Raw genomic sequence first — 23,603 nt, 5'->3', positions numbered from 1 at the left:
CCTAATAAAATTATAGAATGAAAATAATTAAAGTTTCTCATGGCACAGCATTTTTTAATCGGAATGAATATGATAAACTATTAGAAGAAAGTTTGGTATGTGTTCATGAAGATACAAATTCGAAAGGTAAAAGCAATACAACACAATTTCAGCTTTTTATAAATTCTAAACCTGGTGATCTAGTTTTTATATGTCATTCAAATTCTACAGTTGATGTGATAGGAATTTTTATTGATGAAAGACCTATATATAGGTTGAGGCCAGATGGTAAACTAGATAAGAAATGGATTGAAAGAGAGTATTTGCCATTATATAACGCTTTAAAACCTAAAGACCATAAAAAAGATAATGGAAAGTGGTGGTCACCTGGCGATAACTCCACATGTACTAAGGTAAAGCCATCTGATTTTGAGAGATTGGAGGATGCTATCTTAAATCCTGTTTTTAAAATTACAATTAAAGAATTAATGGATACGCAAAAAGTTGTTTTATCAGAATCTACATACTCCATTGAAAAGTTTGTGAATTTTCAAAAACTATTTGAAGTATGTTTTAATGATGAAAGCGAAATGCTTAATGCTGTCAATAATTTGTCCCTAACTGAAAAGAGAAAACTATTATATGAATATTCAATCCGGGGTGATGTAGAAGGGCAACCGGTAGTTTTTTTACGGCAAATCCTCGTTGAGTTTTTAAATTCTGAACAGGAATCTCCTTTAACAAAAGATTTAATAATTCACCAAAAAGAAAAAATCGCGAGACAATTTGAAAAAAATGTATTTCATGCATGGGCATCCATTTCGAGGATACTTTATCCATTTATATATGCTTCACAAAAGAAGTTGGTCAAGGAATTTTTTACAAATGAAATAAAGAGATATCAAAAAGACCTCGATTTAGAATCAATTACCAGTATTAACTTTGTGGATTTGGATGGCGCACAAAATCAAGGTAGAATTGATGTTTGGTTTGCTATTTATAATAACAGCCACAAAAGTCAAAAATACGCAAAGCAACTATTTTTGAAATTAGGCAGTGATGCAGAATATGGATTACTTTCTCATAGAAACCCAAAACTGAATCAAACACAAATAGCTAATGATTATGATTACAATGCTATTTTAAATGCTTTCTCTTCATTTAAAAAGCAAATAATCGACGATAATGCAGACTCTCAACAGCAGATGATGAAAATGATGGAACTACTAGAATATAAAAAGCAAATCATTTTACAAGGCCCTCCGGGAACAGGTAAAACAAAACAAGCAAAAGAAATAGCAGTTGAGCTATTAAATTTAGGCTCTGTTAAAGATTTAGAAGATAATTCTCAATTTAAAATTATTCAGTTCCATCCGTCGTACACTTACGAAGATTTTGTAAGAGGAATAGTTGCTGATTCTAAAGATGATAAAATTGAGTATAAAAATGTAAATAAACTGTTGGGAAAACTTGCAAAGGAATCATTTGAGAATCCAACTCTCAAGTACATATTAGTTATTGACGAAATTAACCGAGCGAACCTATCTTCCGTATTGGGCGAGCTTATTTATGCTTTAGAATATCGTAACGAAAATGTAGAGAGTATGTATGAAGTCGATAACAAAAGTGAACTTATTCTTCCCTCTAATCTTTATATTATCGGTACAATGAACACGGCTGATAGAAGTGTTGGGCACATAGATTATGCGATACGGAGACGGTTTGCTTTCGTTGACGTTTTACCAGAGGACTTAACAGCTCAGTTAGGTGATGATTTCCAAACTGATTTATTCAATAAAGTAGCCGAACTGTTTAATGAAAAACATCTTGCAGGAGAATTCAAGGCGAAAGACGTTCAATTAGGCCATAGCTACTTTATACAGCAATATGAAAAAGATGAATTTGGCAACAATATTTTAGATAAACCTTACGATTTTAAAATGAGGTTAGATTACGAAATTGTACCTATTCTCAAAGAATATCTTCATGATGGTTTACTTAATAATGATTCAGAAACATTAAAAAAAATCAAAGAAATAGAAGATTATAAGTTTTCAGATTAATTCAATGGAGATAGAAATATCAGAACACAAAGAGGTCGATTTGCTAGAAAAAATAGGTAGCGGGCATATTAATCTTGACCAATTAATTCTGGTGCCTGCGAAGAAATTTCCAACAATAAAAGAAACTAAGCCCACGTATTTTATTTCTGAAAAACAAAATTCGTATTTCCTTAAAGCGGACTATTACATTGGTGTAGACTGGATTATTCAAGGAAAGCATTTTGTTTTAGTAAAGCCAAAATTAAATAAAGAGGTGCTTGAAAGATTTGATGCGGAGTTGAAAAAATGGGAAGAACAACCCTTATGTTCTGAAAATGAATCAGAATTAGATTCTTCCGTTGAAAAGGACAATTCAAAACAATTAAATTATCTTAAACTCTTAATGGATGCTTTTCAGCATCCTGTTATAGTTAGTAACACGAATAATTTAGTTTTAATAGATTGGGACGCTGAACAAATAGTTATAAAACAGGAAGACGATGCTTTAACCCCGTTTTTGGTCGTTCAGTTTTTGAACTTACTGAAACACATCGTTAGAAAAGGTTTAAAGAAATCCTATTACAAAGTCAAAGAAAATTTAGACAATAGGATAAAAGGAAAAATATTAGTCGGCGCTAACATAAAACAAAACATATTAAAAAATAGGCTAACTAAGACCTATTGTGAGTATCAAGAATTCGGCGTAAACCATCAAGAAAATCGTTTCTTAAAAAATGTGCTTTATTACTGTAGCAATTATGTGCATCAAAATGCTGGTTTATTTGCAGGTAATCAGAAAGATTTAGAGCAACTAATTAACTATTGCAAACCTGCTTTTGAATTGGTGAATGATAAAATGGATATAGCTACTTTAAAAAATAGCAAAAACAATCCTTTTTTTAAAGAATATAAAGATGCCATTAAGATAGGGCAATACATTTTAAAACGCTTTGCCTATAACATCAGCAATACCGCGAAAAGCCAAAAGATTAAAACTCCACCTTTTTGGATAGATATGCCCAAATTATTTGAATTATATGTTTATCATCATCTGTTAAGTGCATTTAGCGAAAGTGAGATTAAATTCCAGTTTTCTACTTATGGTAATGCCTTAGATTTTTTAATCACTAAGGAAGGAAGCGAGATGGTGGTGGATGCTAAATATAAAATGCATTACCGCTCAAGTCAAATTCATGGAGATATTAGGCAAGTTGCTGGTTATGCTAGGTTGAATAAGGTATATGAAACTTTAGAAAAAACTAAAACACCAAAAGATATAATAGATTGTTTAATCATTTACCCAACCGACGAAGTCTTGACTGATGATTATAAGTTTGAATGTGTTTTAAATGATTCAACGAAAATTAATGCTTACCACAAGGTTTTTAAAATTGGAATACCGATGCCTTATATTAAATAGATGTCTAGATTATAGCGTTTGCTGCATAGCGAAAATGTATTCACGTTGTTCTCAACATGCCCTTAGCGGTAAATTATATCGATAAATCATTTGTAAGAGGGGGTGTTCAATATAAATTTTTATTTATCTTAACCAATATTTTTAGCTTGAGATAGTAATATAAATCTTCATCAGTGAGATTTGCTTTTATATCTCACTAAATCCAGATTTACTTTCTAGCCAAAATTTGTATTTAATTCTCGAATGACCTTCATAAAATCATTATTTAGCTTTTTACTTTTATGGTTTCAATCTTTGCTTGTTAAACCTTACAAAAAACTGATTGCCCATGATTTATCCCTTTCTGAAATAGGGAAGGTAATCAAAGATAAGATCGGAACAGATTTTTTACTGGAGGTTGATCAATTACACATTGCTGGAAAAGCTTTGGGCGCGATTGGGTTTGAGTATTCTGAGGACAAAGTTGTTATAGCAAATAATTGCCGTAAGGTAATTGCTCATAAGATCTCAGTAGCAAGAGTTGGCGATGATAATGTAATTGACATATTTCATGAACATGTTTTGGGGATTGTCGAACTTCCTGTTGTTGTGTTTTCAAGGCTTATTCTTCAGGCTCAAGAAGACTTGCAGATTGTAAATACGCTCATTGATAAATATGAACAACTTCCTTTTGTTCAGGATATGAATAGTGGAAAAATAAATCAGGGAAGGGCCCATAGTGAATACACTATCGATATTTTTTATAAGCGTGCCAAGACAAAAGCGGCCAACATTAGCGAATATATCAAGAACGGCGCAAAAGATATCGCAATTACACATTCGGGAAGGTTCTATGTGGACCAACGAACCCGTGGTATAAGCTATCCGCAGCTAGAAAAGCATATGGAGTCTCCCTACTTGGATAATGTAATTAGGAATGGTAAACTTGATTTTGAAGTTGACATCGAAGCAATTGATTATGAAAAGATCAGTCGGTATAAGAACAAGATGTTTGTTTTTAGTTTCATGAATGATATTCGTACGACCCCTCCGGCTGTTCTCGATCAGGAAATACTTAATGGTATCGATCCTGAAAAAGTAATGTCTGAGATTTCAACCGAATTACTACAAATTCCTTTATTGAATAAGCGCAAAGAAATTTTTGAACAGTTACTACGTATGGTTAGAGAGAAGCTATGGTATGGTTTTTATGCTCTGGCCATTCCACAGGTAGAGGGAATCGTGGCTGAGCTTTTGGATATTGCAGGGCAAAATAAAGGTACCCTGAAAGCGCTTCCAAAAAAGGTGAAAGCACTTAGGGCGGTCGCACCTAACGGTGAATTCGATATGGACTATTATGAATTTTATCTTCCCGATAGTCGTAATATTTTTACTCACACTGGAATGGATACAGATATCATTATTAAAAGTTTCCATCTTTTGCTTGATTTGAAGCATCTACTCCATACCGCTGCTGGTTTGGAAAATAGCCTGATCATGCTTAATAATATCGCTAATGATTCAGTGATGGGCATTAATCATATCGGCGATCTTGTGAAAATGATTAGATTGGTGAAACAAGAGCGCCATCATGGACAGTTCAAAGAAGTAAAGGAGAAACTGGATGTCTTTGTTTATGTTGATATCATAAATACATTTGACCTTCCGTATCTTCTCGTCGAGCTTTCAAAATTCTTTACTAAGAACTTAAAACAATTCGAATCTATGTTGGAAATTGGTGCATTTTTGGGGAAGGAGGAGCCGATCAACTTCATTAACCTTTCAAATGCAGAAACTAAAAACAGAATGGGGGTAATCCAAAAGGCAATCAAGCAAAATTTTTTTGATGAATCTTACAAGGTCATTTTGGACATTCATATTTTTGTCAGTCAATTTCCGAAATTCTTCGATGAACTTCCTCAAGAAATCATGCGATCATTTTCTTCTTTCGCTTTCGAGCATGCTGCTATATGGCCTAAGATGAAAATGCTTGCAAATGCTGACAGCTCTGATCTTTCTGATGATTATTTAGTCGACAAGAAGATGATGATGAAAATGATGGATAGTGCGAGAAAATAGTTTTTTGTTCTGCCTTCGGAAAATTTGTTTTTTTTTGCGGAAGCAATTTGATTTTCATTGCTTTAAGTTAATAACCTAAATCGAATTGTGATTAAGCATAAAACCTATCCCTGATTTTCTATTAATGCTAACCCGGTTCTTCACACTGCCTTTACGTGTATAGTTATTGGAAGTTGTTATTATTGTCAATGCTCGTTCGCGTTGGATATTCGTCATTTCAAAGCCGCACGGTTGTTAGTAAAAATCACGTTTAAAAAGTCACGCATTTTCTCGAAATTTGACTCTTTTATACCTGTATAGAATTGACTAAAATCAACACTTTGAATCTTGCCCATTCTAATAATTTCATTGTTCATTTTAAGAATTGCAATTTCCTCTTGATGCTTAATCCTATTTAAATCATAAAAGGTTCTATCCATATCCTTGTTAGATTTTATCGCAGGGCCAGATACTTCAATTAACGGTTTATGTGAAAAATACGTCAGTATTTCTTTTATGGTCGAAGTGGCATCTAAATTTTCTGCTTTCAAATTTTTAATCTTGAAATAATGGTAAAACCAAATTAGATATCTGTTAACTCTTCTCACTTGAATTAGTTTCAAGGCGTCTTGAATCGGGTTGAACGAAAACGTAGTTTGAATCGCTATTTCGATTGTGCTGCAAAGTTTGTCGATTAGTTGGTTCGCACTCATTTTTTCGATTCCTCCCATCTGATGAATGTAAAATGAGAATTCTGTCAAAATTGCTATGGAGTCAGCTTGATAATCAGCTTCTTCAATAATCTTAGGGAAATTGCCAATACCCGCTACTGTATTGCAATCTAAGTTGTGAATTTTATGTATCGCTTCATGGATAACGTATAGCGTTGTTGCTACAGCCAATTTTTCACTGGAATTATCAGGGTCTTGTTGTTCAAATCTTTTTGATACTTCGTCAAAGAAAGACATGTCAATTAACCACCGTCTATTATCGACATCAAATTTAATAATCTCTGCGACATTCATATGGTCAGGATCTATCATACATTCTTCAAGATTATTCAGGTTTAAATAAAGTTTATAGTTGCCAATGTTAAATTGCCAGTAAGAATTATTGAAACAACGCTCAGTATATATATCTTCGATTTTGAATATTTTTTGAAACCAATAGCCCGCATCTTCTGAATATGATACATGAAGGAAGTTCCGTAGTTCCCTAATTCGGCTATTTATTAATTTAATTTCCTCCTTAAGCGATTGTTCTATACGGAGCCTTGGCTTATTTTCTAAAGTTGCAGTTTTAGGCTTCGAATTTAAAACTTCCTTGAGTTCTTCTGTCGTATACCCTTTTTTTGTTTTTTTTACGTCAAGCATTTTGCCAACATCGAAAAAATCTTTTTCCGATGTTTTACCAGTTGAGCGAGTAATTTGTGTGACCTCAATATTTAATTCTTTTAGTTCAGGAAGGACTTCAGTAGTTACCCTACTTTCAAATCCAGCATCTACCTGGTCACCGCTAAAGGAGGGATGTAGCCAAATATAACTTACGACTTCGTCATTTAGGCAATTGACGATTCGCCTAAACTGGTCCATATTTTTCACCTCAATATATTCAATATACTTGGGAATATTCAAGTAAAGCGGCTCTACTTTCAATTTGCTTGGATAGTCAATATTGAAAACTATATCTAATTCCATATCAATTTTTTCTAAAGGTTATGCGTAGTCTATATGGGTGGTCACTGATTTTCTTATAAATTACTCCGTAATTTCTCAGTATGGATTTTATTGTATGCTGGCCTGTGCCGTCGCCATTTACGTCGTTTTGAAATGGCGATTCCTGCTGAATATATAACTCATAGTATTTAGGATGTTCTTCGGTAAACATTTGCCAGGGAACGGATTCAGCATATTTCACTTTATTTGAAAGTAAGTTTCTAAATGCAAGATTCATAGCGTAAGAGTTGACGTTTAATAAAAAATCCTCACTCTTCTGACAATCAATCCTTACATAAGCAGGGTATTTGCTAATTATCTCCGCTTCAGCGTTTATCCACTCTGTTTTTAAAAAGCATTCGGATTTCATAATATATGATGCAAGTGGGCTATTATTTTTTAGCATCAATTCTTGATACTGATCAACAATAGCGTCTAAATCTGAGAGCTGTTCAATAGTTATGGTATTATAAGGGACCTTAAAAATGCTCTCGAATTTATTAATTGCATCCTCTATAGCATTTATATTAATTGGTAAATACGACGTTGAAAACCTCTTAAGGTCCTGTACAATATCATTTATAAACTTAAATTCCTGGTGATCTGTATAGTCACTGTTAAGTTTGGTCAGTGCTTGCTGGAGCGCCGATAAGTTTAATTGGATATCATTAGTTATGTCAAATTCAATAGCGTGTCGAAGTACTGAAATGCTCGTATTTGTATCATTAAATAAATTGGTAAGCAATCTCTCATCATGATAGGTTTGATAATTTGCTACACGGAGGTAGTATTGACGCAAATTGTAGTATTTATTAATGGAAAAATGGTAATTTAAACCTTTATTTCTGTTGATTTCATCATATACAGTAAAGGCAAATCTAAGTTCATAGTGAATGGAGGGAAAATCTTTGATATTGAAAATAAAATCCTCAACATTTGTTTCAAAAGATAACGCCGATAGTCTATCGTCAAAGGTTTTGATGTTTAATTTAGCAAGTATTAGAAGGTACTCTAAGTATAAAAACGAATGATTGTTATTTCCAGCTTTTATTTCGCCAAGCCTTTTTGATAAAGAAATTAAATTTTCGGTTTTAAAAAACTCATTTGGATCAATGTAAAAAAGTGCTTTTATAAGAAACTCTTGCGCCCCGGGTTCTGCTGTTAACTGACTATCACATAGAAAATCTGTTTTTATATTTTTTAAAATCAAGGCAATTTGATCATCATTAAATATCCTTTTAAATGTTTGATATAATTGAGGCTCTAGATTTAATATAGTAAGGAGAGTTAAAATAGCCTTTTTATCTTTGATGAGATCATTCAAGTTTGCTATGGACAAGTCTTCAGCATACAGTTTATAACTTTCAAACCTTCCAAAAAAATCTCTTACAAAAAACAAATCCTGTTTTGAGATTGAGGAAATAATTTGAAATTTAGCGCCATTTAAACTCGGATATTCTGAACCATTTAGATATTTCTTTCTTTTATTCAAAAATGAATTGAATTGTTCAGAAAGTTCAATATTCATCGTTTTTAACTGACCCTCTAATTTATCAATGTCACTTAGCTCAACGTGAAATGGACTTTCATTTATATTATGAATTGGTATATTAAAGTGTACGCCAAAGTAAACATTGATAGGTGCTACAGCACCCTTGACCTGAATGCTTTTAATCCTGGAAAACAATTCTTTTTGAAAATCTTCCAGTCTTCCAAAGATTGAAAACACATCAATTGATTTTATGGACAAAAAACTGATTGAATCAATCATCTGCATCAAGGTTTCCCCGGTTAATGAGCCATCATCTAATATTAAGGCAGATAATTTATTTTGTGTAAACAAGATTTGCATGAATTTAGGTGGAAAGGAAAATCTCCAACCCCTGGAAGTCATAATTCTTGGTATTGGGAAAATTATGGGTGAATTTTTATTCAACGATGCTTCTAAAAAAGGCGTGGAGTCACTTTCAACTACACTAATGTGAGACAGGAACGGGTAGAAAACGGCATCAATTTTATAGTCATCAAATAGCTCTGGAGTTAACTGTTCTTCGAGCTTGTTAATTAGCTTTTTGATCCTTTCAAAATCATTACTGAAACGTTGATTTGATGTATTTTTTCCGATAATTTGAAGTCCGTTATTCAGAAACCGCAGTTCTTTACGGATAGTGCCTTGTTTTTTTTCTTTCAACTTTTCAAGCAGATAGCTTAAAAAGGTAAATTTGTTTTGAGAATCATCTTTTAATAACTCTTCGGTCTGCAAATAGTAGTTGAAAAATACTGAGCTGTTTTTCAAATTGCCAATAAGGAAATATTTTTCATCCACAATTTTAGCAAATTCCTCTTTAGTCAACAGAACGTTTTCAAGAGATTTGCTTTTGGGAATTGAAGCAGGTACATTCAAGACAGGATTAATCACTTCGATATTATATCCTATAGGGGGAGTGTCCATTAAATCGGCATCTGCGGTCGTCAATGATAAGAGTGGAGGGTTTGATTGGAACGGTGAAATTTTTCGGAAGTCAACAATTGCAAGACAGGCTACGGCGAAAGCCTCTTTTATTTCAACAGATTTTATTATTGAATTTGTTAAACTGCCGGTAGAAATAACGTCATTGACAATTAGTACTCTACTCTTTTCTTTAATATCATTAAATTTTTCTTCATTCTGGAAATTATAATAGTTTGACAACGCCACCAAATCTATGCGTCGATGATAGAAAAGATTTAAAACTTCCTTTACTTCATTGCCAATAAGTTGACTACTAAGTGTTACAGATAATATTTTGTCTATTTTTTCAATTTTTTCGCTGGCGGAAAAATGTAAATGAAGCTTAAAGACAAAATAAGTTGATATCATTCGTCTATAGCTATAGATATACAACTTTTCATTAAAAGATATATACTCAATCAAGTATTTCCCACTGGAAGTTAAGAAGCAGGTGTTCTCTTTTGCATAAATTATATTGTTATAGTTTTTTTTCTCGCTGTCGGTAAGTATCCGGAATTGTATCCCCTGATTAGTAATTTCCTTGTCGATGACCTGTTTAATATAACCTTCAATTCTCTTTAATATTTCCAAATAATCCGGGAGATTTACAGAGATTTTAAACCTCTGATCAATTTGTTCAACTTTAATGATGCTACTGTTATAACTTCTGGCATCAGCAATTCCATATTCGTGTTTTGTGTTTCCTATCCATAATTGAGTAAAGTTATCTGCTTTGTCCATTTCCTCGACTCCCAACCATTCAACGGACAAGTCACAGCAAATACAAGGTATTGGATACGGAAAAAAGCCTTGTGATTTTAAACCTTTATCTGGATGAAAAATAACAGTGCTATTTAGACCTTTGGTGATGGTATTATATAGTATTAACCTGGTATTCCCTGAAAGGGGGAAGTGTGTAATGAAATATATGAATTTATTAAAGTAATCAGCAGTTTTAGGCTCAACACCGGCGAAGTCTACTAAGACAATTGTGTTTGGAGAAAGGTTTTTAAAATGACCTATGAACTTAGTGAAAAGGATCGAGGTGTTCTTGTTTTTTCTAAGTTCTTCATTAGCAAGTTCAGGTTCTGAGTACAAAGTCGATTCAACTTCACTTACCTGCGTCAAGAAATTAATGTTGTAAAAAATATCTGATCTTTCAGGAGTTTTATCTTTAATAACTTTATCTAAGGATTCTGACTGTTTTAATGGATCGAGAGCAGGTAAAATAATTTTGATTCGGGTTCCGGGAAATATATTTGTCGTTCCGCTAATAGAATAAAAGATGTTAGTTTTCCCATCTTTAAAAGACAGCCCAATTGCTCCGTCATTACTCGATACTTCAAAATAACCATGATATTTTTTAACAATATCCTTTAATATAAATAGCCCTCTAGGTATAAAATCGTGAACCTCAAATTTTCTTTCAATTTCGTAACAGGAGGAAAATAACAACAAAGAATATTCAATTATTCTTGTATCAAGATGCTGTAGCTTGTGTCTTTCGTGGTATGACCCAAAAAAACTTTTAAGATCGTTTTCAGTTTCGCTTAAATATTTAGGCTTTAAAGACTGCGAAATCCCGATTCCGAAATCATGAAAGTTGATCTCTATAAAATCAATATTTCTATATTTTTTATCCGTCGTGAAAAATGATCTCTCTAATTCTGAAAGTTCTTCCAGCCTGCTTCTAGATACGTAATCCGATGCTCCAGCAAATTTTTTATTTACGCCAATAGAGAAATAGCATTCTTGAGATTTACTACTGTTTGCATGTAAACACACATTGGAGTATAGCTCTTTAACAATCGAGTAATCTAAGAACTTTGTATCATAATAGTTTATATCCGTTTTTGCCAGGTTTTTTTTCAGATTATTTGAAAAATCAGTGAGATAGTGGTTATAAAGCTGATCGAAATCTATATCAAATGTTACTGTTTTATACGAGCTTATTGGTATTGAAGTGAAATTAGAGGTATTGTTGGGTAAACTATTATTTATGGAAATTCCGCCATCAATTAACGTTGTCTTGTCTGAAATATGTTGTTTTAATTTCCAATGAATCAAAATTCTTTCTAAGCAGTACTTTCTTTTAGAATACTCGTCAGAATCAGTTGTCACTCCACGTTGGCTTTGCAGTTTGACAAATACCGGAATTTTTTTATCCTCTAATGATCTTATCCAACTGATTAAAAAAGAAATTTCAGCGTTTGATATCCATTCAAGAAGTTCCAAATTGAATTGAACGGCCGGCGATTTAAATGATCTTTCCCAATTAAGTTCAACTATTTTTGAAAGATTGGATTGGACTAACTTTTTGCCGACTTCAATTATTAACATTGCTTAATTGATTAGTTTACTTAATTGCAATTAAACTTAAAGATATAATTAATTCTATAATATTTTTGATGTATAAATTTAATAAGTTGCGATTGTGATTATACCCGCTTATTTTGTCTATCCATCTAAATCTGTGTCCAATTAATGAAAGCTTGGCCGGAAGTGAAAACTTCAAAGAAACTGAGTTTTCATCAGAACAACTTCTATCTGATGACTTTCGTAAGTCGATCAGGTATTAAAATATGGACTTACAGGTAACAGGCTTACCATTTAAACCGTCATCGCTGGCACTATCAGGCCCGAAATAGCTGGCACAATTTGAACCATAATTTCCAATAAAATAATACACAGCGAAATGGCCTGATCCTTCAAATGAACCAGGCCGTTTGTTGCTTAAACCCGAACTCGGAACCTGCAATGTGCTGAACCAGCGCTGAACATGTTGCTTGGCGTTGGCTCAGAAAGGTAGGTCGCCATTCTCCATACAGTTATGCTTTGACGGCGTACTACTCCAAAAGCCGCTTTCTTGGGTTGGAGGACTGCTTGCCCAAAAGCCTTCATCTTCCTTAAAGCAATGCCCACATGGCTTAAAACCCAGAGTTTCCAGAAAACGGCCTTCCATCTTAATGTCCGGATTGAACTTTAGCCGATAATAGGTGATGAGCATCCGTCTGAGCGGCTTTTTAAATTGTTCCTCATACGCCTTGAGCAACAAGCGCACCTCCTGATCACTAAAGCCTGTATTGTTTTCCTCTATCGGTCCGATTCGATGGACATAATAGCTTTTCTTGGAAAAAGCCTTTAGAATTTCCTTGTGCTTATCATCCTTGTAATAATTTTAAGCTCCTCTTTCGAGATTTACGGAAGGTTACGGAGCCGTATCAAATCCTTGTTAATTACCTCAATAACCATAGAATCGCCTTGCTTATATTCTCCTTGCACCCAATTCGTATAATTTATGCCGCACATAATTCTAGGGGCAAAGTTTCTATTAGCGGTTTTGTTTATATATCCGGTAATGATATTTTCAGAGGGTGATCCTAACTGAATAGAAATAGGTGTCTTGTCATTATTAAATAGATAATCGTACTGCTTTGGAATATTGAAAAACCCTTGGTTGTAATAGGCTTTACCTAATGTGATAATTATTGTTTGCATGGAGATGTCATTTGATTAATTTGAAAATGGAAAGTCTAATTTGCTGAAATTAGCACTTAGAAAAGGAAACTGCTTTGCGCCATTGTCATCGTACCATCTATGAATAAGTTTGTGATCTCTTGGCGACCCAGGGCCAAGTCCTTGACCGGAAGGAGTGTGCAGACGATATGTTGGTATTTTTTTATTGATGCAGCAATTTTCAATCTTCCGAATCTGTGCTTCAAATGTATTCTCTTTTGGGTTGACGGTCCCAACTTTACCAAGTTTGGTAAAATAGACCGCTTCAACACCTTGCTTTGCGATGAAATCTAATATGGGATCAGTATTCCAGGTAAATTGATTAAATAATTCTATTTTATCATCAAGAACTGTTTTGATTCTGGCCACATGTTCCTGATTGTTTAAATCTGCATCGTTTATACTGACCAATAAATCTGATACTGCTATCTGGTTGCGCTCTAAAAATGTCAGCTGAGTCGGTACGTCGGCATGAGGAATTGCGTCGAGCCCTGCGAACCTAGGTAATACTTTCCAAAAGTAATTACGCACTCTGCCGTAATAATACTCTGCGGAGTTAGTCAGGTGCCACGATTGTTCGGGATTGAAGGTTCCAATGATTAGTGTCTTTGCTTTCCATTTAGGGAGTAAGCCGTTTTTTCCAGCAAGATGGGCATGGTGGCCATAAAATTTGTGAGTACAAGCCATTGGTAATTGATTAGATTTATTTAAGTATAATAAAATAATAATAAACTATCAAGAGAAAAATGAATTTTATTAGATTCGTTTATCCCGTTCTAACTCGTAAACAATCCGCAATTGAAACCCGAACTCAGTCGCGATAATAAAGGGTGATCAGACTCCTGCTTAAATTCTATTTAGACGGAATCAAGTCATCGGTGTTGCCGGGTATACCCCGAATATAGCTAAGCAGAATAGAAGGGTCCTTTGCTGTAACATCTGATTCCAGAAACTTTTCCAGGGTACTAAGATCGAGCAGACTTTCGCAACCCGCGTCCTTAAAAAGTTGTTTTAAGGTCGGGTCATCAGCAACCCGGAATTTGATAAAACCAGAAAGTGTGTCGATTCCCAGGTATTGTTTGTCAAGAACCTGCACCTTAGTTAATTCAGCTAATTTTTTCCCTTCTGGTGTACCATCATTTGTAAGAAACAAAAAGGTACGGATCACAATCATCTCCTCATGAACCAGGCAAACCAGTTACCCGAGTTTTTGGTCATAAATATTAAACTCGACAAGGCTGTTGCTGCCCTGTGGTAAATTGCTGATCTGTTTATCCTCCTTAAAGCAATCCACTAGTGCCTGATGGAGCAAGCCTGATACGATACCGATTCTTTCTGACAATCGCCTCAGTGCGTGCCGTTGGATGTAGACAGGTAAAGTTTCTTTTGGATGTTTCAGACCGATTGATATCGGACTAACGGTTACTGGTGTAACGTTGCCCCGATAGTTGGGCCATTGTAATGGTATAACTTCACGTTTTTTACCATCCATTTTAATGGATATTGCCCGTGATTTAATAAGACGGATGATAATGTGGTTGTGTTCAGAATCCCCGCCAAACGCAAAAACAGGGTTGAAGTCGTATTCAAGGACTGATACAGATAAATCACTCATTAAGGTGCTGAAACGATAGATCAACTGCATCAAATCCAGTAACGGTTGGGTGAATGTTAGCCGCTGATAGCCTTCGAACGCTGCCCTTACTTTAGCCGCATTAGGTGAACCTAGTTCATGAACGATTTCGCTATAGCATACCAGGGTCATTGCTTCCCTCAGGTATTGTCCGAGCGTCATAGTTTCTCCGGTCAGTGTAGTTATCGTTAGCTTGTTGAGCTGGGAGACAAAAAGGTCACTATACCGTTTAAATTCCGAAGGGTCGATATTATTATCGCTGCTTAACTTCAATTTGAGTGCGGGTAAGCGGTTGCTCGTTAATCTCTCTTCTGTAAGTTTATCTTTTATAGACCGTCTTGCGAGTATACTATATAGCAGGCTACTTCTTGTTTGAAAAATTGTATTTTAGAATAAAATTAATAGTATGAAGAATTTTTATGTTACAATCTTAATTGTCTTGGTAACACATTACTCTTATGCGCAAATCAGTTCTTGTATTGATAAAATGGCAGTTACTAGCTTGGGTGTTGGTGAAAGCGGTGTCCTTGATGCAAGTTCGAAATGGACAAATGGTATTACCCTTCGTGTTCGCTTCTTTGGTGGTAGCTCATATGTGCAACAAAAGATTAGACAATATGCAAGGATGTGGGAAAATTATGCGAATATCAAATTTTCCTTTGTTGATTATGGTGAAGCGGATATTCGGATTGGTTTTAATAGAGGAGGATATTGGTCTTATGCGGGCTCACAAGCTAGGCGGATTAACATGAACGAGCAGACAATGAATTACGAGGGTTTTAATGAACACACGCCAGAAATAGAATTAAAAAGAACCGTCTTGCACGAATTTGGACATGCGTTAGGATTGCTTCACGAACACAAATCTCCACTGAGTCGAATACAATGGAACAAGCAACGTGTTTATGCTTACTATCTTCAAACACAAGGTTGGTCTTCGGACCAGGTAGATAATCAAGTTTTGAATCGATATAGCGTGACTATGTCAAATAATGAATATGATCCGTATTCTATAATGCATTATCCAATAGATGGTTCTTTGACGATGGATGGCTATTCTGTAGGCTGGAATTCCGATCTGTCAGAGGGTGACAAAAGGCTAATTAGCGAGATGTACCCTTTTGGGAGTGGCGTTGCTATCTCAACTAACGGTGGAAATAGCAACTCAACGGTATTCGGTACCTTAACAAATGTATCAGTTGCCCACAATGCAGTTCAGAATTGGAAGAATGGTATGCGTATTATTGGATCATTCCGTATTATTAACTCTGTCGGGAGAAAATGTAAGTTTGTCGCTTTTTTTTATGCCGGCAACGGAACTCCTTTGCGAGATTATAACCAACAGTATTCTACACTCAACGGCGCCGTGGCAGTTGGTTTAGAAATCATTCCAAATAATAATTCAAGTGTTTATAATAATCAGGAGTTATTTATTCCTTATGAGGAGTTGCACATGCCCAGAGGTTTTCATAACTTGAAAATGATTGTCTCTGTTTTTGATGATCAAGAAAGGGAAATCGCACAAGCAGGTGCATATTATTTCACCTACAAGGATGGACCGATTATTTCGGAGATTATAAACGTTCAGACTTTTGATAATTCGAATGGTAATTTGACAGTAATGCCCAAATTTACAATACAAAATGCTCGTAATGAGCAATTTGAAGTAGTTGGTCACTTCTTCTTTCAAGATGGGACACCAGTAACTTATTACAACACTATGTCGATGCAAAATCTAAATTTAACTTTCAAAACTATTTTTAGACCGAATTTTGATATTACAACTTACAACTATGGCTATTATAGCGACCTATTTCTCAATATACCTTTTAGTTATTTCCAGGCAAATTATCAACGAACCTATTACAAGTACTATACTTCAATCTTTAAGGACGGAGAACAGATTGCGACGAGTAATTGGACAAGTTTTTATCTTGATAGGTAGAATCAATATTGTTAGAATTCATTCTGACAAAATGATAAAATTGGCAATTATATTGACTCTTTGTACGCTCTCGGTGACAGTCCAAATGTCTTGATTGTTCAGGTGGTAATTTATATTGTTCATCATGTGCGAGTAAGGGTTACTCGGTATGTGAAAATTGTTCCGGTGGTGGCGGGATAATTAATAAGGATCCTGACGCTGAATGTAGCGGCACAGATAGATTATAAATTAGTTTCTGAAAATACGAAGGGCGCTAGCTGTGGCGAATAATATCTCTTTTTTAGATGCAAAGTTAGTTTTAGCCTGTTTAAAAATTAAAAGATGTCCGAGGACTGAATTAAGCTGCATTTACAAAATGCTTAAAAACGTGGCTGACACAGTTCAATTTAGACTTCCTTTGCGTTTTTGCTTCCGTGTTTCCTGAAAATCATCGTAAACGAGTTTAAGCGTTCTAAGCCTGCCGATAACCTCATCATCGACATCCCGTAGCACTGATACTATTCGATATTCATTTGAATTCAGCGTTTTGTCATCCTTCCATTCAGTAATGAAACACCACCCTTCCATTTTCTTTACAAATAGTGGCAATAGTGCCCTTAAGTCCAAGGTGTTATTTCTGGTGCTGATATTTGTTTTTAATAAAAGATCGGTTATCCAGGTTACGCTCTCCGCGACCGGGTGTATTTGCTTTTTTCGCGCTTCCTTCAGGATTTTGTTGTAATAAATTATCAACTCTTCACATAAATGGGATAAGATAGTTTCTACAGTATTGATTTTTTCGTGCATTGCTAAAAATAAGGCACAGACAGCGGCCATATCATCTGTCAGTTTTTTTGTTTCGCGGATTAAAAACTGTTTGAATTCTCCTATTTGTTCCGCTGTAAACGGATCAGCCTCGTGCATCAGAACAAAAATAATTTTGTACCACGGCGCATAGCTGGTCAGCACTTGTTGGAGAAAAATGCGCTTGTATTCGGGTTTGAAAAATATGCGTACAAGGTTGGTAGAAAGCATGCCCCGGTAATTTTTAAAGGCAAGATCTAAGTTGACGACTATTTTCAAACCGGCCAGCCCCTTAACAAAATCACTCACTTCGACCGTAAGGAGGTTATCTATTTTTTTTATATCGATATCTTGTCCGCTTGTAATTTGAATGACTACCTCTTCAGCTACAAAATATTCTTGAAATGACCTGTGAGGGAAATAAATTGTACTGCCCAATTTTCTAGACAGAAAGCACCCGGATATGAAATCACGTTTGATCTTGTCAATATCCCGGGCATTTTCGGGTATAAATTGCTCGAAAATATTATTAGGTATTTCTTCAAACTTGATACTGTATTCGCTGGAATTTTCCCAGAGAAATAAAGCAATCAACCTAGAAAATTTACGTCTATTGTCTTTGGATATATTAAAATTGGACTCCTTTTCGAATTCGCGGTCGAGGATCATACTGATAAACTCATCATACAGGAGCGCTGTCGTTAAGTTCTCAGCGGTAAAAGTAACATAGGGCAACAGGTCCGCAAGCATCTTGAGTTGAACTGGCCGGTTTGATATTTCTCGGATCTTACGATCTGTAATATGTCTAGACTTATAATCCCGAGCATGCGCTAAGGCACTGGCGTCTTGAGTATCTGATGCTACTTTGATGCGGTAAGTATAATAGTCTTGAAAAAACTTTTCAATTTGCGGAGCGTTTAGAAGTTCCAGTTCAAGCTCATGGTAAACCGGCCAGTCGCGTTCCCGGACTATCCCGAATGATGATTTTCGTTCGCCGCGCAACACGAATGCATGTTCGTCATCAGTCAAAAATGCGTTTGGTCGGCCTAGCAAAATAACTTTGCCTGTCCCATGAACCAGCTTATTTAATTGTGAGAAATTGTATTTAAATTCTTCCCAATTCAGCGATTGTTTCATTTCATCAAAACCATCGAGAATGATCACGAACTTTCCCATGGCATTAAGTTGGTTGAACGAAAAATAATTGTAATGTTTTACATTAACCGACGCAGTAAATATCTTCCCTAACAGTCCCTCGATAGACTGTTCTTTTGAAATAGCACTGAGTTTAATATAAATAGGAATACGTTTTACAGGATCTGACTGGTGTGCCTTTGCCAGAAAAGCGGCCAACTTTCGTGAAAATGACGATTTCCCTTGGCCGTAACTACCTAATATAGCCAGGGGCGTATAATCACTGCTTGCTATCCATTCCTCCACGATTGACATTAGGTCCCTGGTGTTACGACTGGTAACCGTATTCTCCCGAACACGTAAGTCAATATAATACTGATCCAAACCATCTGTGCTCTGATAAAAATCATTTTCTTGTTGATGAATAAATTGGGAAAAGTCGATTGTCAGATTTAATAAATCAACATACGTTATATGTTTAATATTTCGATGTTCTTCTACAAGCTGCATAGCAGCTGGAGATAAACCATTAAGTGTGACAATAAGTAAGCTGTCAATCAAATTTGTGGCTATCAATCCACCATACTGGAAAACGATTCCGCTGAGATCTTCCTTACTTAACTTGCTTTTCCAAGCTTTACATTCTACGGCATAATGTTCGGTTTTATTAAAGCCAGATAGGTTGAATGAAAGGTCGACTTTTTTACTTCCGATCATCATTTCCGGCAGGACATTTCTGCCCTGAAGCACTAATAATTGACGCACATGTTTTTCGAACAGATTGCCGTTTTCCAGACTAGTATTTTGCTCATTGAAAAATTCCATAGTTTTTGCAATATGTTTAAGGATTGGAACGGAAAGTTAAAGAACTAATTGTTGATATCCTAACTGGAGAAATTTGATTTTTTTAACTTACTTGGGTATTTTGCCAAAAGTGGTGAAATGTGCAGGCAATCGTCTCCCGTTATAAAATGAAGAATAATGCAGGAATGGCTGACTACCCTAAAATTAGAAACTTAGAGTTTTAATTGTTTTAGACTAAGATCAAATATGAGGCTTTGTCTTGATTAAGTTGTTGTGTTACTTTAAATTAAGTTTTGAAATAATAATAATTATAGTGATATTGTTTAAGTCAGCCATAAAGCCGATAGTGAAGAAGAATGAATAGCTAGCTGACTTTAAATAACAGATCTTCATAGTATGAAAACTATCGCATTGGCTTTTTCTGGCGGAGGATTTCGAGCTGCCGCCTTTTCCTTAGGAACGCTTTCCTATCTAAATTCCATTAAATACGAAGGAGAACCCTTGCTGAGAAATGTAAAGTTTATTGGATCTACATCGGGAGGCAGTCTTACCAATGCTATGTACAGTACCGGGCTTTGTAGGGAACATAGTTTTGAGGAAATCTTCGGGCGAATTTATGCTGCAATGGACGGGGACCGCCTTATTACCCGAGTATTCGCAATCTTAGCCAACGAAAAGCACTGGATGGGACGACCGCATAAAAGTCGCAATTTAATCAATGCATTTTCTATAGCATACAATGAAAGCAACTTGCTGGATGACCAGGAGTTTGGTTTAATTTCCCAAAAATTATCGGCAACCCATCTCGAACAAATAACAATTAATGCAACAGAGTTTACAAATGGGATCAGCTTTAGGTTCCAAAGCCAGCAATCAGGAATATCCAGTGGCCGTATAGGCAATAATTATATTTATTTTAAGGCGCCGCACACCTCTGTTTCAGATAAGCTCAAGCTTTCTGACATAGTTGCGAGTTCATCGTGTTTTCCGGGAGGTTTTGAACCCTTTTTATTTCCGGATGATTTTAGCCATAAAGAACTTTCAAGGGAAATATTGTCGGGCAGTATAGTATTTAAGGAAAATCCATTCAGCGTACCCAATGATCGAACAGACGCTTTTCCCGATGAACAGTTCCTGCAATTAGAACATCGGTTCGGCCTGATGGATGGGGGAGTAGCTGACAACCAGGCGATCGATAGTGTATTAAAAGCTAACAGCCGACGACTAAACAGCGGTCGACCTGCTTTCGATCTAATCATTGCAACAGATGTTTCCAGCTATTTCATGAATGGCTACACCTTGCCTATGGAAAAACACGGTTGGACTAACTATTTTACCTCAAATTGTGTTTACTGGTTCATGCTACTTTTTGGCCTGTTGTTTCCCTTATGGTGCTTATTTACCCAGTGGCAGGAGTGGTATAGCTTGTTATTAACTCCAGCCTTAATAAGTTTGGTTTTATCATTATGTATCAGTTCAAAACTACATATCAGTATGGTTAATGCATCAAAGGAAAAAAATACATGGCTTATCATTGTACATAAATTTGTCGGATTTTTTCTGGGTCAACGGCTTAGTGTTCTCAATCAAATGTTGACAGTAAGATTAAAATCGGTTATGTTGCTGGTAGACGACATCTATTTGAAACAAATAAGGCGACATTACTACAACATGCTGTACCGTGATCCCGAGCTTAGAAAGATCATTGTAAGTAACGCTATTTATGATCTGAGCAAGGTTAAGCAAAAGGCGCAGGATGATGATGACCTTGATGAGGTAATTGGCCCGAATTCATTTGGTGTTTTGGATAATTCTATCGACGCTCCCAGTCAACTGTTGATTGATGTTGCCGAACAGGCTAGGCTAATGCCTACGACTCTTTGGTATGACCAACACCAAACTGCGGCGAAAATGCGGGAAACTATTATTGCTACGGGTCAGTTTACCACCTGCTATAATTTATTAAAATATGTTAATAAGATGGAAAAGGTGCCAGATGCCCCGCTCACAAATGCACTTGTTGCACTAAAACAGCAACTTGAAAGAGATTGGGCGCGCTTCAATCTAAATCCTTTTTACCTTATGAAAACGCCTTAAAAAATCGAACTAATATTATGAGCAAAATGAACTATCCGCAACCCTTTTTTAGAAAACTGAAAGGATATGCATTTGACCCGTCTTTTTCTGCAACGCTAGCAAAACGGGAAGTAAATGAAGTGCTTTATAAAATAAAGTGGGAAGATACTAAACCAGGACCGGTCGGTGAATACATAGCAGTAATTGACTATGATCCTTCTAAGCGTCGCTTTTATGAACCTATCAATCTTCACCATGAATTAGTACTAGCGGATTATGGAATGGAACTGTCTGAAGGCGATCCAAGATTTCACCAGCAGCAGGTGTATGCGGTCATTATGAGCGTGATAAACCAGTTTGAGCGTGCGCTGGGCAGAAAGGTGATTTGGTCTAAAATCACCAACGCCGACCCTGCTGGAGGAAAACTATACAAGCATGAATTTATTCCGCAGCTATGGGTATATCCACATGCTATGCGACAGCAAAACGCTTATTACTCACCAGCAAAAAACGCCCTGATGTTTGGATATTTTCAAGCTGCCCACAATTGGAACGGTAATAATGTGCCCGGAGCTACAGTGTTCACCTGCCTCTCTCCCGATATTATTGCGCACGAAACTACCCACGCAATTCTCCATAGCATTCACCCTTATCTAATGAATGATACCAATCAGGATATGCTGGCATTTCATGAGGCGTTTTCAGACATCATTGCCCTGCTGCAACGGTTTACCTTTCGCTCCGTGGTGGAGGACCAGATAAGAAGTTCAAGAGGAGATCTTGTCTCAGCAGAAAATTTGCTTGGAGATTTGGCCATACAGTTCGGTCAGGCGGTATCAGGGAACAGGCGTGCCTTACGCAGTTTTTTGGTTGAAAAAGATGAGCACGGTAACTGGAAGAACATCACACCTGACCCATCACTTTACCACACTATAACGGATCCGCATAGCCGTGGTGGAATTTTGGTCGCCGCGATATTTGATGCTTTTGCCAGATTATACAAATTCAATGTAGCTGATCTGATCAGACTGGCCTCAAATGGAAGTGGTATTTTAGGGCAGGGCGAGATTGATCCAGATTTGGTTAAAAGGCTGTCTAAGGAGGCCTGCCATATTGCAGATCAACTCATGATGATCTGTATCCGCGCATTGGATTATTGTCCTCCGGCTGATTTAACATTTGGTGATTATTTACGAGCCATTATAACGGCAGATCTAGCAAATGATCCTGACGATGACCAGGGGATAAGGTATGCGATTATGGAATCATTTAGAGCATGGGGGATTATACCCGACGAAGTGAATACGTTTTCTGTAGCGGCTTTAAAATGGGAGAATCCAAATGAGTTCTTCGATGACGGAAGTCAGCTGGATTCGCTTATCAAAACGATCAAGTTTGCTTTTGATCCTGAGTTTTCAAGAACCTTAAATTTCTCCAACACTAAGATTCAAGAAGTGTTAGGTGCTTTTGAGAGAATTTTAAGGGCAAATGACCGCAAAATTATTTTTGAGCAAACGCAGTACCTTGCTGCAGTAGTGCATGACCTTTTCAAAATGAAAATGGAGATTCTTGATGCCGGAGTGGAAAATCTGCTGGGGATGAAATTTGATGATATAGAATATTTTCATAAAGGTGAGCAGGAATCTGATAACATCAGACTGCGAGCTCCAGGGCGACGAGTTTTTCAAGTCTACAAATGCCGGCCAATGATTCTGACTGATCCGCATACAGGAAATAGCCGCAAAGTAATGCTGATTATGTTTTTACAAAAAGTTAATATTGATGTCTCGGAGACTAAATATAAAGGGTATTTCAAAGATAATACCTTTGTTTTTCGCGGCGGCTCCTCACTCATTATCGATATGGCGAACTATGAAATTCAGTATGTCATATCAAAGAGCATATGCAGTTCTGCCAGATTATTTCGCCAGTTAGATTTCTCAATCGCGAATGTCTCTTTAGATAACAACGCCTTGCTAATGCAGGACGATGAGCCATTTGCTTCACTTCATATCCATTAATCCATAC

The 23,603-nt window shown here is 36.0% G+C and carries 14 protein-coding genes; 6 read left to right on the top strand and 8 right to left on the bottom strand.

All coding sequences use genetic code 11. The annotated features are described in order from the left end of the window. Positions 1 to 17 precede the first annotated feature (17 nt). The 3 genes from EZ437_RS17215 to EZ437_RS17205 all read left to right on the top strand — a co-directional run bounded on the left by EZ437_RS17215 (position 18) and on the right by EZ437_RS17205 (position 5,499). Positions 18 to 2,042, top strand: coding sequence for an McrB family protein (locus tag EZ437_RS17215; RefSeq protein ID WP_205942740.1), 2,025 nt, complete (start codon positions 18 to 20; stop codon positions 2,040 to 2,042). Between the two features lie 4 nt (positions 2,043 to 2,046). Further along, positions 2,047 to 3,441 carry a 5-methylcytosine restriction system specificity protein McrC gene (locus tag EZ437_RS17210; RefSeq protein WP_131597313.1) on the top strand — a complete coding sequence of 465 codons (1,395 nt, stop codon included), beginning with the start codon at positions 2,047 to 2,049 and terminating at the stop codon, positions 3,439 to 3,441. A 243-nt stretch (positions 3,442 to 3,684) separates the two neighbouring features. Continuing rightward, positions 3,685 to 5,499 (top strand): hypothetical protein, encoded by a 1,815-nt coding sequence (locus EZ437_RS17205; RefSeq protein ID WP_131597312.1) that lies wholly within the window; start codon positions 3,685 to 3,687, stop codon positions 5,497 to 5,499. Positions 5,500 to 5,711: 212 nt separating this feature from the next. Here EZ437_RS17205 and EZ437_RS17200 read toward each other — a convergent pair whose 3' ends face one another. From EZ437_RS17200 to EZ437_RS17170, 7 genes are all read right to left on the bottom strand, one after another. Beyond that, positions 5,712 to 7,175: a hypothetical protein gene (locus EZ437_RS17200; RefSeq protein WP_131597311.1), complete on the bottom strand. Its 1,464-nt coding sequence runs from the start codon at positions 7,173 to 7,175 to the stop codon at positions 5,712 to 5,714. Position 7,176: 1 nt separating this feature from the next. Continuing rightward, a complete protein-coding gene (locus EZ437_RS17195; RefSeq protein WP_131597310.1) occupies positions 7,177 to 12,024 on the bottom strand; it encodes a phosphoribosyltransferase in 4,848 nt (1,615 codons plus the stop codon). A 457-nt stretch (positions 12,025 to 12,481) separates the two neighbouring features. Further along, on the bottom strand, positions 12,482 to 12,691 hold the full coding sequence (locus EZ437_RS17190; protein ID WP_131597309.1) for a hypothetical protein: 210 nt from the start codon (positions 12,689 to 12,691) through the stop codon (positions 12,482 to 12,484). 191 nt (positions 12,692 to 12,882) lie between these two features. Continuing rightward, positions 12,883 to 13,182, bottom strand: coding sequence for a hypothetical protein (locus tag EZ437_RS17185; protein WP_131597308.1), 300 nt, complete (start codon positions 13,180 to 13,182; stop codon positions 12,883 to 12,885). Positions 13,183 to 13,197: 15 nt separating this feature from the next. Further along, complete coding sequence (locus EZ437_RS17180) at positions 13,198 to 13,887, bottom strand: uracil-DNA glycosylase family protein (protein WP_131597307.1); 690 nt, start codon at positions 13,885 to 13,887, stop codon at positions 13,198 to 13,200. Positions 13,888 to 14,053: 166 nt separating this feature from the next. Then, complete coding sequence (locus EZ437_RS17175) at positions 14,054 to 14,374, bottom strand: hypothetical protein (protein WP_131597306.1); 321 nt, start codon at positions 14,372 to 14,374, stop codon at positions 14,054 to 14,056. Between the two features lie 24 nt (positions 14,375 to 14,398). Beyond that, positions 14,399 to 15,106, bottom strand: a complete 708-nt coding sequence (locus tag EZ437_RS17170; RefSeq protein WP_131597305.1) for a hypothetical protein — start codon at positions 15,104 to 15,106, stop codon at positions 14,399 to 14,401. Positions 15,107 to 15,239: 133 nt separating this feature from the next. On the opposite strand from EZ437_RS17170, the gene EZ437_RS17165 reads away from it, so the two are divergent. Then, positions 15,240 to 16,778: a matrixin family metalloprotease gene (locus EZ437_RS17165; protein ID WP_131597304.1), complete on the top strand. Its 1,539-nt coding sequence runs from the start codon at positions 15,240 to 15,242 to the stop codon at positions 16,776 to 16,778. Positions 16,779 to 17,159: 381 nt separating this feature from the next. Here the strand turns inward: EZ437_RS17165 and EZ437_RS17160 are convergent, their stop codons facing one another. After that, entirely contained in the window at positions 17,160 to 19,520 is a 2,361-nt protein-coding gene (locus tag EZ437_RS17160; protein WP_131597303.1) for a restriction endonuclease, read from the bottom strand. 375 nt (positions 19,521 to 19,895) lie between these two features. Here EZ437_RS17160 and EZ437_RS17155 point away from each other — a divergent pair, with 375 nt between their 5' ends. Then, a complete protein-coding gene (locus EZ437_RS17155) occupies positions 19,896 to 21,596 on the top strand; it encodes a patatin-like phospholipase family protein (RefSeq protein WP_131597302.1) in 1,701 nt (566 codons plus the stop codon). Positions 21,597 to 21,613: 17 nt separating this feature from the next. Next, positions 21,614 to 23,596 carry a gluzincin family metallopeptidase gene (locus EZ437_RS17150; RefSeq protein ID WP_131597301.1) on the top strand — a complete coding sequence of 661 codons (1,983 nt, stop codon included), beginning with the start codon at positions 21,614 to 21,616 and terminating at the stop codon, positions 23,594 to 23,596. Positions 23,597 to 23,603: the final 7 nt, after the last annotated feature.

The organism is Pedobacter psychroterrae (assembly GCF_004331695.1).
In the GTDB taxonomy this organism is placed as follows: domain Bacteria; phylum Bacteroidota; class Bacteroidia; order Sphingobacteriales; family Sphingobacteriaceae; genus Pedobacter; species Pedobacter psychroterrae.
Note: the sequence above shows the minus strand (reverse complement) of the source record. Positions and strands in the feature narration are given on the sequence as shown.